The organism is Acidovorax sp. (assembly GCF_046314175.1).
Taxonomy (GTDB): domain Bacteria; phylum Pseudomonadota; class Gammaproteobacteria; order Burkholderiales; family Burkholderiaceae_C; genus Acidovorax.
Genome location: NZ_JBKBXG010000116.1, coordinates 1 through 13,828, shown reverse-complemented (window position 1 = coordinate 13,828; position 13,828 = coordinate 1). Strand labels below are relative to the sequence as shown.

The following is a 13,828-nucleotide window of genomic DNA, read 5'->3' as shown; positions in this document are numbered from 1 at the left end:
TCGCGCAGGATGCGTTCGAGCTGCGCCGCGTCGATGGACTGGCCCTCGCTGCGCATCACGGCCTGCTCCAGCACGTTGCGCAGCTCGCGGATGTTGCCGCGCCAGGGCTGGCCAGCGAGCAGGGCCATGGCTTCGGGCAGCAACTCGGGCGGTGGCGTGCCGTTGCGCAGCGCCAGGTCGTCGCCCAGAGCCTCGACCAGTGCCGGAATGTCGCTGCGCCGCGCACGCAGTGGTGGCACGCGCACCGGCAGCACGTGCAGGCGGTAGAACAAGTCTTCGCGGAACTTGCCTTCACGCACCAGGCCAGCCAGGTCGCGCGAGGTGGCGGCCAGGATGCGTACGTTGAAGGGCACCAGCTTGTTGCTACCCAGCGGCTCGATCTCCCCTTCCTGCAGCGCGCGCAGCAGCTTGGCTTGCAGGCTTTGGGGCATATCGCCGATTTCGTCGAGGAACAGCGTGCCGCCGTCGGCCAGCTTGAACTTGCCGTCGCGCCCCTTGGCCGATGCGCCGGTGTAGGCTCCGGGCGCCACGCCAAAGAATTCAGCCTCCAGCAGCGTGTCGGGCACGGCAGCGATGTTGACGCTGACGAACGGTCCGCTGGCACGGCTGGATGCAGCGTGGATGGCGTGGGCCAGAAGCTCTTTGCCGGTGCCCGTTTCACCCAACAGCAGCACCGGGCTGGTGGACTGCGCTGCACGGCGTGCCTGGCGCTTGACCTCGGCCGCAGCGGGGCTCGACCCGATGAAGCTGGCAAAGGTGTATTTGGACCGCCGCTCGCCGTCGCCCGCCACCGTCAGGCTGCGCCGCCGCTGGCTGGCCAGCTCGCGCCGGGCGTCGTCCAAGTCGCGCTGCAGCAGGGCAAACTTGCTGATCAGCGGCTGCAGCGTGGTCTCGGGGTGGTCGAACAGCACGATGCCGATGGCGCCAATCACGCGGTCGGCATCGTCGCGCAGTGGGATGCGGCTGACCACAAAGGTGCCCGCCTTGTTGGTGAGCAGGTCGATCAGCACCGGCTGGCCGGTCTCCAGCACGCGGCGCATCTGGGTGTTGGGGATGACCTCCTCCACCGTGCGGCCGACAAACTGGTCCACCGACGAGAACCCGAGGTCGGGCAGGAAGCGCTGGTAGCCCTCGTTCACCCACACGATGCGACCACTGCGGTCCACCAGGAACATGCCCTGGCTGACGCTGGAGAACAGCTGGAACATGGAGCGCGCCGCCAGTTCCAGAATGCCCTGGGCATCCAGCGGCAGTGCGGGGGCGTCGTCGGTGAGCAAAGGCATCTGCGGATGGTAGCGCGCAGGCGGTGCGGGCTGGGTCGGCTGCACAGGCCTTGCCAAGCCCAATAGCTACTATTTTTATAGCTACTAGCGCTTATCCATCAGGCGCTAGAGGTCATTTTCATTCAAAATCACGGGCAATTCTGCGTTGAGCGCCATCGGCGCTGCGTGTGGTGTTCGGATCATGCGAGACACCCGCAGGGGCTGCAGCGTGGTCAGGGGCTGGTCTACCAAAATGCAGGGCTTGCCGGTGCGACGGCAATGGTCCTGCACGCGCCAGTACTCGTCGTGGCTAATGCAACCGGTCTGGCAGATGACCAGGTCTGCTGCGGCCAAATTAGCGTCGAGGTCATACGCCTGCGCCTCACCCACCGGCCGCGTATGTGAGGGATGAGTGGCCTCGGTCAGCGCGGCGCCGCCCTGCTTTGCGCGTTGGATGTCCAGAGCGTCTACCTCGGCTGCCAAACGCCAGCGCAGGCATTCGCGCGACAAGGCGGTGATGCGCTCGGCCAGCATGCTGATATGGCGCGCCATGGCTTTGCGGCGTGGCAGGCCGGGGGTTGCGGCCTGGGCCTGCCCCAGCGCGTCGTGTGCCATGGCCAGACGCGTGTCGCGCACCACCAGCGCACCCCGCAGCCGCACGACTTCAGACCTCAAAGCGTCGATCTCGGCGGCCTGCGCCGCTATGGCGGCACTGCAGCGCTGCTGAGCATCGCCCAACTGGCGGCAAAGGGCCAAAAATTCCTGTGGCAGTGAATGCATGCACCATCCTTGCAAATAAGAACTATTCGCATTTTATGGTACAATTCGCGGCTTGTGAGCACGCAAGTCACCTTGGTGGGGAGGGCACCGGGGGCACAAAGCCTCCGGTGTCTGGCTTGCACAAACACCTGCAAAGCGCCCGGCAAAAACGGACGCCCAAAAACAAAAAACCGCGCCATGTCAGCGCGGTTTTTTCTGGGTGAAAGGGGCGCAGCTGCCTGCGCATCCGTTCTATCCGGCCTGCGCCATGGCCAATCGTTTTGCCGCCCAGCGCTTGAGCAAACGCGGCACGATAAGCACGGCCAGCACGATGATGATCAGCGTCAGCGAGCCTGGACGCTCCAGGAAGATCGTCCATTTGCCCTCGCCAATCGACACCGCGTTACGCATCTGCGCCTCGGCCAAGGGGCCCAAAATCATGCCCACCACCACCGGCGCAGCCGGGAAGTCATAGCGGCGCATCACCACACCCAAAAGGCCAATCGCATACAACAACACCAGGTCGAACGCACTTTGGCGCATGCCGTACACGCCGAGCGTGGAGAACACCAGAATGCCCGCGTACAGGTACGACTTGGGAATATTCAGCAGCTTGACCCACAGGCCGATCAGCGGCAGGTTCAGGATGAGCAGCATCACGTTGCCGATGTACATCGACGCGATCAGGGCCCACACCAGTGCGCCGTTGCTGCTGAACAGCTGCGGGCCGGGTTGAATACCGTAGTTCTGAAACGCGCCGAGCAAAATGGCCGTGGTGTTCGACGTGGGAATACCCAGCGTGAGCAGCGGGATCAGCGTGGCGGTGATGGCTGCGTTGTTGGCGGCCTCGGGGCCTGCCACGCCTTCAATGGCGCCGGTGGTGCCAAATTCCTCTTTGTTCTTGCTCAGCTTCTTTTCGGCGGCATAGCTTAGAAAGGTCGGGATCTCACTGCCGCCTGCAGGTACGGTGCCAAACGGAAAACCGATGAACGTGGCGCGAATCCACGCCGGCCAGGAGCGCTTCCACTCCTCCTTGGTCATGTGCGTGCTGGTCAGGCGGTTCTGGGTTTCGTCGGTGCGGCCTTCGTACATCACGTTGTACAGGGCTTCGCCCACGGCAAACAGGCCCACAGCAATCAGCACCACCTCAATGCCGTCCATCAGCTCGGGTACACCGCCGGTGTAGCGCGCCTGCCCAGAGATCTGGTCGATACCGATCAGCCCCATGGCCAGACCGACAAACAGCGCGACCATGCCACGCAGCGTGCTCTTGCCCAGCACCGCACTCACGGTAGTGAATGCCAGCACCATCAGCATGAAATACTCAGGTGGCCCCAGGCGCACGGCGTATTCGGCGACCAGAGGGGCAAAGAATGTGACCATTATTGTGGCAATGGTGCCTGCCACAAACGAGCCAATGGCCGCAGTGGCCAGCGCCGCTCCGGCGCGACCGCTCTTGGCCATTTTGTTACCCTCCATGGCCGTGACCATGGACCCCGCCTCTCCCGGCGTGTTGAGCAAAATGGACGTGGTGGAGCCACCGTACATTGCACCGTAGTAGATGCCCGCAAAGAAGATCATCGAAGCCGTGGCCTCGACCTTGACGGTGATGGGCAGCAGCATGGCCACAGCCACGGCGGGGCCAATGCCTGGCAACACGCCCACTGCAGTTCCAATGATGCAGCCCACAAAGGCCCACATCAGGTTGATGGGGGTTGCAGCGGTCGCAAACCCTTGCATCAAGAGATTCAGTGTTTCCATAGTTTTACAGCCATCCTGTGTTGGTCAGGCCGGGCAGGTTGATGGCCAGCAATTTCGTAAACATCCAGAACACGGGCGCAGACACGGCCATGCCAATGGCGGAGTCCTTGATCCAGGCCTGCAGGCGCAGGTCCAGCTCACCTTCCGAACTCTTGAAGCCCCGCACCGACAGCACAAAGCACATTGCGCAGCTCAGGATGAAGCCCAGCGTGGTGATGAGCAAGGCGTTGAGCAGCAGCCCGGCGGACACCCAGATGAAGCCCTTCCAGTGGGCACGCACGTCGCCCGAGCCTTCCTCCAGCGCGCGAAACCCCCCGGTCAGCGCGTGCACCACACACAGCAAGCCACAGACCAGCAGCGCAATGCTTACAACCCAGGGAAAGAAATTGGGACCCACGCCGCCATACCCGGCTTCCGAGCTGACTGTGCTGGCACCCCAGGCGAGCGCCAGCGCCAGCACGATCAGAGCAGTCCCGATGAGGGTCTGCAAAGGCTTGGAGCGCGATGAGTGTTGTTGTGTCATGTTGTTCTTTCACGCCGGACGGCGCAAGGCCAAGCCGCGCGCCCGCAAGGACGCGCAACCACCGGCCCACCGCCGCTTTCCTCAGATCAGATCATTCCGGACTTGACCATCGTGGCGCGCAAGCTTGCAAACTCTGCATCCACGAAGTTGGAGAACTCGTCGCCCGCCATCCATGCGGACGTCCAGCCGTTCTTTTCCATGGCGTCCTGCCAGGACTTGTGCTTAAAGGTCTTGGCCAGCGCATCAATCAGCACCTTGCGCTGCTCTGCCGTGATGCCAGGCGCGCCATACACACCGCGCCAGTTGCCGATCTCGACATTGATGCCCTGCTCCTTGAGCGTAGGCACGCTCACGCCTTTGAGGCGTTGGGCAGCCGTCACACCCACTGCACGCATCTTGCCGGCGGAGATGTATTCAGCAAACTCGCTGTAGCCGCTGCCGCCCACGGTGACGTTCCCACCCAGAACGGCTGCAGTGGCCTCGCCGCCCCCACGGAAAGCCACGTAGTTGATCTTGGCAGGGTCCACGCCCACTTCACGGGCGATCATGGCCGCAGCAATGTGCTCTGTAGATCCGCGCGAACCGCCGCCCCACTTCACGCTGCCGGGGTCCTTGCGCAGTTGGTCGACCACGTCCTTCATGGTCTTGAACGGCGAGTTGGCAGGCAAGACGAACACGTTGTATTCGCTGGTCAGGCGCGCCAGTGGGGTCACCTTGTCCAGGCCCACGGGTGGCTTGCCGGTGATGATGCCGCCCAGCATCACGGCGCCCATCACCATCATGGCGTTCGGGTCGCCCTTGCTGGAGTTGGAGAACTGCGCCAGGCCAATGGCACCAGCCGCACCGCCCTTGTTGTCATAGGACACCGACGACGCAGCGCCTGCATCCTGCATCGCCTTGCCCAGGGCACGGCCGGTGGAGTCCCAACCACCGCCCGGGTTGGCGGGAATCATCATCTTGATGGCCGAGGCGGTTTGCGCCGACACGGGCAACACGCTTGCAGCAGCCATAGCAGCCATTGATTTGAGAAAGGTATCGCGACGCATGGTGTCTCCTTGTAGGGTTTGCGAACCGCTCGATAATGCGCGCCCTGCCTGTCAAACGGCTGTCCTCGGACTCAGGGAAAACACTAGCATCGGGCCCTCTGGGCCGCTGCGCACCCTCCGTTGCAGGGGGACACTCCCAGCGCACGTACGCAATGCGCCGCATGCGCGGCTTGGGAGCTCTTGCGCGGAGGCACTGGCCTGCGCAGCGCTCGGCCAAACCGCAGCAGGCCGCGAGCGCCCCTTCGGCACTCGGTGAACAGCGCGCAGGCCGTCCGGGAGTGATATGGTGCCGCGCATGCAATTGCTTCTTGTCGAAGACGACCCCACCATGCAGGCCACACTGCACCGCGCACTGACACGCCGCGGCATGGAAGTCACCGCCGTGGGAGACGGCCGCGCCGCGCTCAGTCAATGGGCAGCCCGACAACCCGACGCCGTGATCCTGGACCTCACCCTACCCGGCCTGGACGGCCTGCAAGTGTTGCAACAAGCACGCAACCGTGGCATGCGCACGCCGGTACTCATCCTCACGGCACGCGGTACGGTAGGCGACCGCGTGATGGGGCTTAACGCGGGCGCTGACGACTATCTGTCCAAACCGTTTGACCTGGATGAGCTGGAGGCCCGCCTGCGCGCGCTGGTGCGCCGCAGCGTTGACCCGGGCAACAACACGACTCCCTTGGCACCGAGCAATGTACAGATCGGCGCCATCCGATACGACAAAAACAGCGGGGCCTTATACCTTAACGGCGAAGTGATGGAGCTGACGCCGCGCGAGCTGGCACTGATGCACGCGTTGCTGGCCCAGCCCGGCCACGCAGTCACCAAAGAGCGTCTTTATGAACTGGTGTTCCCCGGCCAGCTCGACGTGCAATACGAAGCCATTGAGGTCGTGGTCTACCGATTGCGCAAGAAACTGGCAGGCACCGGCTTGACGCTAATGACGCTGCGTGGGCTGGGCTACCTGCTGCGGACGGACGCATGAAAAAAAAGCGGGTGCCAGGCCCTCACTCGCTGCGGCGGCGACTGCTTTTGGGCATTCTTTTGCCGGTGGCTTTGTTTGTGGGGTTCAACACCTTCAGCCTGTACCGCCAGACGCTGAACTCGCTGAATACGGCTTATGACCGCACCCTGCTCGCGTCGGCCAAAAGTATCAGCGAGCAATTGGACGTCAAGGGCTATGACGACGACGCAGAGCTTCGCGCCACGGTGCCGTACTCCGCCCTGGAAGCCTTCGAGGCCGACAACCAGAGCCAGATGTTCTACCGCGTCTCCAACCTGCGCGGGGAAATGGTGTCAGGGTTTTCCGACCTCCCGGTTTGGAATGGGTCCATCCCTGCCCGGCCTCCCTATGCCGCCCTGGTGGACTTCTATGACGACCGCTTCCGCGACCGCGACGTGCGGGTTGCGGTGCTGCTGCAACCAGTGGCCAGCTCCAACGGGCGCGCAATGGCTGTGATCCAGGTGGCTGAAACGTTGGAAGTGCGTGAAACGCTCGCACTGCAGATCCTGTGGAACACCCTGCTGCGCCAGGCCCTGCTGGTGGCGGTGATTGCATTCACGGTGGTTCTGGTGGTGCAACGCGCCACCAACCCGGTCCGGCAGCTCAGCCACCAATTGCAAGCACGGCGCGAAGGCGACCTGAGCCCCATTGCATCGCCCACAGCTCCACGCGAACTTCAACCCCTGATCGACGCCACCAACGAAGTCATGCAGCGCCTGCGGCACCTGCTGCGGCACCAAAAGCGTTTTGTGCGCGACGCATCCCACCAGCTGCGCACGCCGCTGGCAGTGCTCAAGACCCAGGTGCAATCGGCGCTACGCGGTGATGTCGAGCCGATGCAGGCCCTGCACGAGATCAGCGACACCGTCGAACGCGCCACCCAGCTCGCCAACCAGATGCTCGCCTTGGCCAAGGTGGAGCAGCTGCGCCAGCAAAGCGCGCCTCCCATCACGCGGTTTGACGAAGTGCTGCGCGCGGTAGCGCTCGAGATCTCTCCCCTCATCGCACAGCGCGATCTGGACTTCGGCATCCACACTGAGCCCACCTACATGCAGGCGCATGAATGGATGCTGCGCGAGTTGAGCCGTAACTTGCTGCACAACGCCGTGCGCCACGCGCCCGAAGGCAGCGAGCTGACCGTCGACCTGCGCACAGATGGCCGCCACGTTGCCTTGACCATCAGCGACCACGGCCCGGGGATTGATGATGAACTGGCGACCCGGTTGTTCCAGCCGTTCTCAGCGGGCGATGTGCGCACGGGCAGCGGCCTCGGTCTTGCGATTTGCCAGGAGATCGTGCTGGCTCTGGAGGGCAGCATTGCCCTTACCAACCGGTTTGAATCCGGCCGTGTGACAGGGCTGGACGCCGTTGTACGCCTACCGTTAGCGCACCCATGGGCCGAAAACATCGATACCCTGCAAGCGGCACAATCCACCCCATGAATACGATGGAGACAATGCGGCTGGACAAATGGCTCTGGTGCGCGCGCTTTTACAAAACCCGCAGCTTGGCAACCGAAGAAATCGGCAAGGGCCGCGTCACCGTCAACGGCCAGTCCGTCAAGGCCGCACGCGACCTGCGCTGCGGCGATACCGTGGCGCTGCGGCAGGGTTTGATCGCCCGCATTGTGGTCGTCAAAGGCCTGAGCGGCGCCCGCGGGCCGGCCCCTGTTGCGCAGCAGTTGTATGCGGAAACCGCCGAGAGCATTGCCGCCAGAGAAAAGGCCGCAGAACAACGACGCCTGGCGCCAGAACCTGCCGCCACCCTGCAGGAAGGCCGCCCCACCAAACGCGACCGGCGCGAGATAGACCGCGTCAACGACCGCTCTGACAGCAGGGGAAAAAGCTGGGGAAGCCGATGGAGCGCGTCAGTGGACGAGTGACGTCGCACGCGGCATCTGCCAATCATCGGTAACTTCCCGAATGCCTTTGTGATGCGCCCTTGGACAGCGGCGAGATGGAGCATGCGCTCATACAAATGCGCCTCCGTTGAAACTTTTTGTCTCATCAGGATTCGGTAAACACCGACGGATGCCCCGTCACCGGATTTCCGGCCCTCAACCCATGACCACGAAGGAAACACATCGATGCGCTTTCTCGCAGTCGCATTTGTCCCATTTGCCGCCATGCTTCTTGGCTGCCAGACCAGTCCAGGTAAGCCCTTAACGGTCAAGCCAAATGCACCGTTAGAAACTCCCGTCTCGAACGCGTCCGACGCTGCCGTGCCCAAATTCGGCCCACTGTCCAGATAGGCACGAAACCTGGATTCAGAAAGAGAAAAGCCCCAAGCGAATGATCGCTTGGGGCTTTGTGCTCTGGCGGAAACGGAGGGATTCGAACCCTCGATGAGGCTCTACACCCCATACTCCCTTAGCAGGGGAGCACCTTCGGCCACTCGGTCACGTTTCCAGTCCGCCTATTATGCCCCATTTCTGAGGCGCTTCTGGCGGTTTAGGCGGCTTCCTGCTCCAGCTCGAAAGCCGTGTGCAAGCTGCGCACGGCAAGTTCAACGTCCTTTTCGTCGATCACGACCGAGGTCTTGATTTCAGAGGTCGAGATCATCTGGATGTTGATGCCCTCTTCGCTCAACACGCGGAACATCTTGCTGGCAACGCCCACATGGCTGCGCATGCCGATGCCAACAATGCTCACCTTGCAGATCTTGGTGTCGCCCACCACTTCCTGCGCGCCGAGAGCTGGCACTACTTTTTCCTTGAGCAGCTCCACCGTGCGCGCATAGTCGCCGCGGTTCACGGTAAAGCTGAAGTCGGTCTTGCCGTCCTTGCTCACGTTCTGGATGATCACGTCAACTTCGATATTGGCATCGGCCACGGCGCCCAGGATCTGGCGGGCGATGCCGGGCTTGTCGGGCACACCCAACACGGAGATCTTGGCTTCGTTGCGATTGAAAGCGATGCCGGATACAACGGCTTGTTCCATTTTTTCGTCTTCCTCAAAAGTGACGAGCTTGCCAGACTTGGCTTCGTCGTCGATGTCGACGCCTATGTCCCACGGCGTAAAGCTGAAGAGCACACGCATGGGAACCTTGTACTTGCCTGCAAATTCCACCAAGCGCATCTGCAGTACCTTGCTGCCCAGGCTGGCCATTTCGAGCATTTCCTCGAAGCCCACCGTCTTCAATCGACGGGCTTCTGTGGCGCGTGCAGGAGCGGCTTACTTGGCCAGCGCGAGCAGACGGTTGGTCTCACCACCCATAGCACTGGGCACCACCACCATCTGGTGGCCGGCGCGGGCCCACTTGGCGACGCGCTTGGCGACGTTGCGGATGCGCTCCGATGAGCCCATCGATGTGCCGCCGAATTTGTGAACGATCAATGTCACTGAAACTTTTGGGGTGACGGATCCGAAGCTGCGGCGCAGGGTGAAAACACTGTTTTGTCGCGCCGCCAGTATTCGTACGGTTTAGCGGACCAAACCCTGTGGATCGTACCAATCAAGATGCAGCCCGGCCCGCACCGCAAAGCCGCGCCCCACCTTGATATGAATGCGGTGGCCGCGCGTGGTGCAGGCCGCCAGCTGGTCTAGCAGCTCACTCAGCTGCGCCGCTGCCGGGGTGGTGTGGTGCGTGTTGCGCAGCCAGTGGCGCAACACGTTGGTTTGGCGAGATCGGCTCAAGGCCTGTAGCGCGGTGATCTGCGGCGGTGTGCCAACCTGCGCCAAGTCCTGCTGCGCCAGCTCTTCCAACAGTTCGGCCGCCTGCGCGGCATTGGAAGCAGAGCGGGCAAACGTTTCTCGAAACGCAGGAAAAGCAGCCTCCAGCATGGGCAACAGCTGCGCGCGGATGCGGTTGCGGGTGTAGCGCTCGTCGGTGTTGGTGGGGTCTTCCACCCAACTCTGCCCCTGCGCATGCAGCCAATTGCGGACATCTGCCCCAGCCACCTGCAGCAGCGGGCGGTGCCACACCACTCCTGCGCGTTCCCATCGGGCAGGCATAGCGGCCAGCCCGGCAACCCCAGCACCGCGCGAAAGCGCCAGCAACAGCGTCTCGACCTGATCATCCGCATGCTGCGCCAATGCTATCGATTGAATAGCTGCTTGCGCTTTACTGGCAAGCGCTACAGACTCAAAAGCCTTGTATCTTGCTTGCCGGGCAGCATCTTCGGGGCTCTGTCCCGGGGCATGGCGGGCGTCCCGCCGCTCCACCCACAGCGGTACACCAAGGCCTTGGCACAAGGCGATGCAATGCTGCTCAAATCCATCGGCCGCCGCCTGCAGGCCGTGGTGGACATGGATAGCCTGAATCTGCCCGGGCCACCGGCGCGCGCATGCCAGCAGCAGCGCCGTAGAGTCCGCCCCGCCGCTCAGCCCCACAGCCAGAGGGAGTGCGGGCGCAAACGCCCGCATGGCAGCATCGAACGACTGCGTCATTTCAGCTCCCGGACGACGGCGTGGCGCGGAGAAACCGCACTAGGCGCACAAAAGCGATGAACAAGGTGCACGTGCATGGGCGCCGATTATCGCGGGCACCCTGCCCTCGCATGCTTCACCCATCACATCAAGCGGGGGGGCTCCGACAAACGCTGCCCTGCATTCGCGGCATCAGCGGACAAGCGGAACGTGCCCACTACCTCCGACAGCCGCACGGACTGGTCCTTCAAGCTCTGCGCCGCTGCTGCGCTTTGCTCTACCAGCGCCGCGTTCTGCTGGGTCATCTGGTCGAGGTGTGAGACCGCCTGCCCCACCTCGTTGATGCTGGTGCTCTGTTCGTTGGTAGACGCCGTTATCTCAGCCATGATGTCTGTCACGCGCTGTACCGAGGTAACGATGTCGTCCATCGTGGTGCCTGCGTCGTGCACCAGGCGCGAGCCGTTTTCCACCTGCTCCACCGACGCGCTGATGAGCTGCTTGATTTCTTTGGCCGCCTCCGCACTGCGCCCTGCCAGGCTGCGTACTTCACTGGCGACAACAGCAAAGCCACGACCCTGCTCGCCCGCACGCGCTGCTTCCACGGCTGCGTTCAGCGCGAGGATGTTGGTCTGGAAAGCAATGCCATCGATCACGCCAATGATGTCGTTGATCTTGCGCGACGCGACGTTGATCTGGTCCATGGTGGTCACCACGTTGCCCACCACCTGGCCGCCGTGTTGGGCCACGCTGGACGCCTGGGCCACCAGCTGGTTCGCCTGGCGCGCAGCGTCTGCGTTGTGACGCACGGTCTCTGTCAGTTGCTGCATGGACGCCGAGGTTTCCTCCAGACTGGAGGCGGTGAGTTCGGTGCGCCCGCTCAGGTCATGGTTACCGGTGGCGATCTCTTCGGCAGCCACGCGCACAGAGCTGCTGGCATCACGAATCTGAGCCAATACGCCTGAAAGCTTTCCTGCAAAGCTGTTGAAGCTGACGGCGATCTGCGCCAATTCGTCCTCGCCCTGCGCGTCAATACGGCGCGAGAGGTCGCCGTCACCTGCACCGATCTCGTGCATCGCATCTCGCACCAAGGTCAGCCGACGCAGTCGCTGCGACAGGATGCCCGCCAAAACAACCAGCGCCACCAGCAGCACCACGATGCCCGCGCCTATGGACACCTGCAGCATGGTGCGAATGGCCTGGAGCGCCTCGCCCCGGTCCAGCGCAATCGCCAACAGCCAGGGCGTGCCCGTGACCGGCGCTACCGTGAGCAACACAGGGCGACCTTGCAGATCCAGCGCGTTCAGGTCGGCGCGTTTGGCCATGTCGGCCAAAGTGGCAGCACTGAGGGAAGGTGCCATGTCGGTGGCCGGTTTGAGCGCCAGCTTCACATCCGGGTGGGCAATGATGTTGCCGTCACTGCCGACCAAGAAGGCATAGCTGGCGGGCGTGGGCTTGATGGATGCAACGTTGGCCACCACCGCAGCAAGCGACACATCGCCCGCCATCACTGCCTTGACGTTTGTCCCATCGCGAACGGCCTTGGCAAACGTGACCACCAGCCCTGCACCGCCCGCGTCCGGATACGGCGCGGTTAGCACCGAACTGTCGCTGCCCGCCGCCTGCTTGTACCAGGGGCGGCCTGTGGGGTCATAGTCCGGCGGCAGGTTCTGCTTCTCGGAGAACACCGTGCGTTTGTCTGCGTACCCGAAGTAGGTGGTCAAAAAATTGCCCGCCTTGGCCAGCATGAGCAGCGACTTGGCGGCTTCGGCATCTTCGAGAGCGGCCGATGCCGACTCGACCACGGCGGCCTTGCCGCGCGCCCAGTCGCGCAAGGTCTCGATGTGGCTGTGGGCCAGCGCCTGCGACTGCGCTGTGAGCGAGGCGTACGCCTGGGATCGGGCTGTGAGGTAGTTGGCCACCGTGAGGGCCAACAGCCCCGCCACAAGACAAGCGATTGACACCAGAAGAATCTGGCCTTTGAGCGTCTTCAGAAACGACATAGTGCCCCCCCCTTTAACCACCCCAGCGGGCAGCGCGGGAACCATGTTACATCCGGTGTCAGGTTGTGCGCCAGCAGGGGTTTGCGCTGATTGCCTTCAGGCAGCACCAAAAAAACAAAGGCCCCGAAGGGCCTTGGTTGAACGTCTTAGCGGCTATCCGCCTTGGTGTCGGTGAATCGGCCGTAGCTTTGCAAACGGTCATAGCGGCGATCCAACAAATCCTTGGTCTTGAGGTCAGCCACCTGGCGGAACGCATCGCCCAACGCACGCTTAAGGAAAGCAGCCATCTGCTTGTGGTCGCGGTGGGCGCCGCCCACCGGCTCGCTCACAATTTTATCGACCAACCCAAGCGCCTTCAGGCGGTGGGCAGTAATGCCCAGGGCATCGGCGGCCTCCTGGGCTTTGTCGCTGGTCTTCCAGAGGATGGAGGCGCAGCCTTCCGGGCTGATGACCGAGTAAATGGCGTACTGCAGCATGACCACTTGGTCGGCCACACTGATGGCCAGCGCGCCGCCGGAGCCGCCTTCGCCAATGATGGTGGTGATGATGGGGACTTCGAGCTGCGCCATCTCAAAGATATTGCGGCCGATGGCCTCGGACTGGCCGCGCTCCTCGGCATCGATGCCAGGGTAGGCGCCGGGGGTATCAACGAACGTAAACACGGGCAGCTTGAACTTCTCGGCGGTCTTCATCAGGCGCAAGGCTTTGCGATAGCCCTCGGGCTTGCTCATGCCGAAGTTGCGCATGGCGCGCTCTTTGGTGTCGCGCCCTTTCTGGTGGCCCAGCACCATGCAGGCGTGGCCGTTGAAACGCGCCAGGCCGCCCACGATAGACAAATCGTCCGCGTAGTGGCGGTCGCCATGCAACTCGACAAAGTCAGTGAAGATGTCGCGCACGTAGTCGAGCGTGTAAGGACGCTCAGGGTGCCGGGCAATCTTGGTGATCTGCCAGGGCGACAGTTCGCTGTAGATGTCTTTGGTGAGTTGCTGGCTTTTCTTGCTCAGCTGGTCGATTTCTTCCGAGATATCGACGGCACTCTCGGTCTGCACGTAGCGCAGTTCTTCAATTTTGGATTCGAGTTCGGCGATGGGCTGCTCGAAATCCAGA

At 62.8% G+C, this 13,828-nt stretch carries 11 protein-coding genes, 1 tRNA gene and 1 pseudogene; 3 read left to right on the top strand and 10 right to left on the bottom strand.

Features of this window, described 5'->3' with window-relative positions; genetic code table 11:
* From ACK4OE_RS22965 to ACK4OE_RS22945, 5 genes are all read right to left on the bottom strand, one after another.
* On the bottom strand, window positions 1–1,283 hold a 1,283-nt coding region (locus ACK4OE_RS22965; protein WP_409888456.1), incomplete at its 3' end, for a sigma-54 interaction domain-containing protein.
* A gap of 105 nt (window positions 1,284–1,388) precedes the next feature.
* Window positions 1,389–2,042 (bottom strand): DUF2325 domain-containing protein, encoded by a 654-nt coding sequence (locus ACK4OE_RS22960; RefSeq protein WP_409888454.1) that lies wholly within the window; start codon window positions 2,040–2,042, stop codon window positions 1,389–1,391.
* Window positions 2,043–2,273: 231 nt separating this feature from the next.
* Window positions 2,274–3,782, bottom strand: a complete 1,509-nt coding sequence (locus ACK4OE_RS22955) for a tripartite tricarboxylate transporter permease (RefSeq protein ID WP_409888452.1) — start codon at window positions 3,780–3,782, stop codon at window positions 2,274–2,276.
* A gap of 4 nt (window positions 3,783–3,786) precedes the next feature.
* Complete coding sequence (locus ACK4OE_RS22950) at window positions 3,787–4,305, bottom strand: tripartite tricarboxylate transporter TctB family protein (RefSeq protein WP_409888450.1); 519 nt, start codon at window positions 4,303–4,305, stop codon at window positions 3,787–3,789.
* 86 nt (window positions 4,306–4,391) lie between these two features.
* Complete coding sequence (locus tag ACK4OE_RS22945; protein WP_409888449.1) at window positions 4,392–5,351, bottom strand: Bug family tripartite tricarboxylate transporter substrate binding protein; 960 nt, start codon at window positions 5,349–5,351, stop codon at window positions 4,392–4,394.
* A gap of 283 nt (window positions 5,352–5,634) precedes the next feature.
* Between ACK4OE_RS22945 and ACK4OE_RS22940 the strand changes: the two genes are divergently transcribed.
* From ACK4OE_RS22940 to ACK4OE_RS22930, 3 genes are read left to right on the top strand one after another with little or no spacing between them, the layout of a single operon-like run.
* Complete coding sequence (locus ACK4OE_RS22940) at window positions 5,635–6,336, top strand: response regulator (RefSeq protein WP_409888447.1); 702 nt, start codon at window positions 5,635–5,637, stop codon at window positions 6,334–6,336.
* Window positions 6,333–7,796: a sensor histidine kinase gene (locus ACK4OE_RS22935; RefSeq protein WP_409888445.1), complete on the top strand. Its 1,464-nt coding sequence runs from the start codon at window positions 6,333–6,335 to the stop codon at window positions 7,794–7,796. The genes ACK4OE_RS22940 and ACK4OE_RS22935 overlap by 4 nt, the downstream gene beginning before the upstream one ends.
* The gene (locus ACK4OE_RS22930) at window positions 7,793–8,236 is read left to right on the top strand and encodes an RNA-binding S4 domain-containing protein (protein ID WP_409888444.1); all 444 of its coding nucleotides are present in this window, start codon (window positions 7,793–7,795) and stop codon (window positions 8,234–8,236) included. Before ACK4OE_RS22935 ends, ACK4OE_RS22930 begins: the two co-directional genes overlap by 4 nt.
* Window positions 8,237–8,669: 433 nt before the next feature.
* Here the strand turns inward: ACK4OE_RS22930 and ACK4OE_RS22925 are convergent.
* From ACK4OE_RS22925 to ACK4OE_RS22905, 5 genes and pseudogenes are all read right to left on the bottom strand, one after another.
* Window positions 8,670–8,762: transfer RNA gene (locus ACK4OE_RS22925), tRNA-Ser, on the bottom strand.
* A gap of 42 nt (window positions 8,763–8,804) precedes the next feature.
* A pseudogene (locus tag ACK4OE_RS22920) lies at window positions 8,805–9,695 on the bottom strand (aspartate kinase).
* Between the two features lie 81 nt (window positions 9,696–9,776).
* A complete protein-coding gene (tilS, locus tag ACK4OE_RS22915) occupies window positions 9,777–10,742 on the bottom strand; it encodes a tRNA lysidine(34) synthetase TilS (protein WP_409888442.1) in 966 nt (321 codons plus the stop codon).
* 122 nt (window positions 10,743–10,864) lie between these two features.
* Complete coding sequence (locus tag ACK4OE_RS22910) at window positions 10,865–12,721, bottom strand: methyl-accepting chemotaxis protein (protein WP_409888440.1); 1,857 nt, start codon at window positions 12,719–12,721, stop codon at window positions 10,865–10,867.
* A gap of 146 nt (window positions 12,722–12,867) precedes the next feature.
* Window positions 12,868–13,827 carry an acetyl-CoA carboxylase carboxyltransferase subunit alpha gene (locus tag ACK4OE_RS22905; RefSeq protein WP_409888438.1) on the bottom strand — a complete coding sequence of 320 codons (960 nt, stop codon included), beginning with the start codon at window positions 13,825–13,827 and terminating at the stop codon, window positions 12,868–12,870.
* Window position 13,828 lies beyond the last annotated feature (1 nt).

Coding starts and splice junctions, on each gene's coding strand:
- ACK4OE_RS22930 (WP_409888444.1), top strand. CDS start 7,793: ATGAATACGATGGAGACAATGCGGCTGGACAAATGGCTCTGGTGCGCG.
- ACK4OE_RS22960 (WP_409888454.1), bottom strand. CDS start 2,042: ATGCATTCACTGCCACAGGAATTTTTGGCCCTTTGCCGCCAGTTGGGC.
- ACK4OE_RS22910 (WP_409888440.1), bottom strand. CDS start 12,721: ATGTCGTTTCTGAAGACGCTCAAAGGCCAGATTCTTCTGGTGTCAATC.
- ACK4OE_RS22935 (WP_409888445.1), top strand. CDS start 6,333: ATGAAAAAAAAGCGGGTGCCAGGCCCTCACTCGCTGCGGCGGCGACTG.
- ACK4OE_RS22950 (WP_409888450.1), bottom strand. CDS start 4,305: ATGACACAACAACACTCATCGCGCTCCAAGCCTTTGCAGACCCTCATC.
- ACK4OE_RS22955 (WP_409888452.1), bottom strand. CDS start 3,782: ATGGAAACACTGAATCTCTTGATGCAAGGGTTTGCGACCGCTGCAACC.
- tilS (WP_409888442.1), bottom strand. CDS start 10,742: ATGACGCAGTCGTTCGATGCTGCCATGCGGGCGTTTGCGCCCGCACTC.
- ACK4OE_RS22940 (WP_409888447.1), top strand. CDS start 5,635: ATGGTGCCGCGCATGCAATTGCTTCTTGTCGAAGACGACCCCACCATG.
- ACK4OE_RS22945 (WP_409888449.1), bottom strand. CDS start 5,351: ATGCGTCGCGATACCTTTCTCAAATCAATGGCTGCTATGGCTGCTGCA.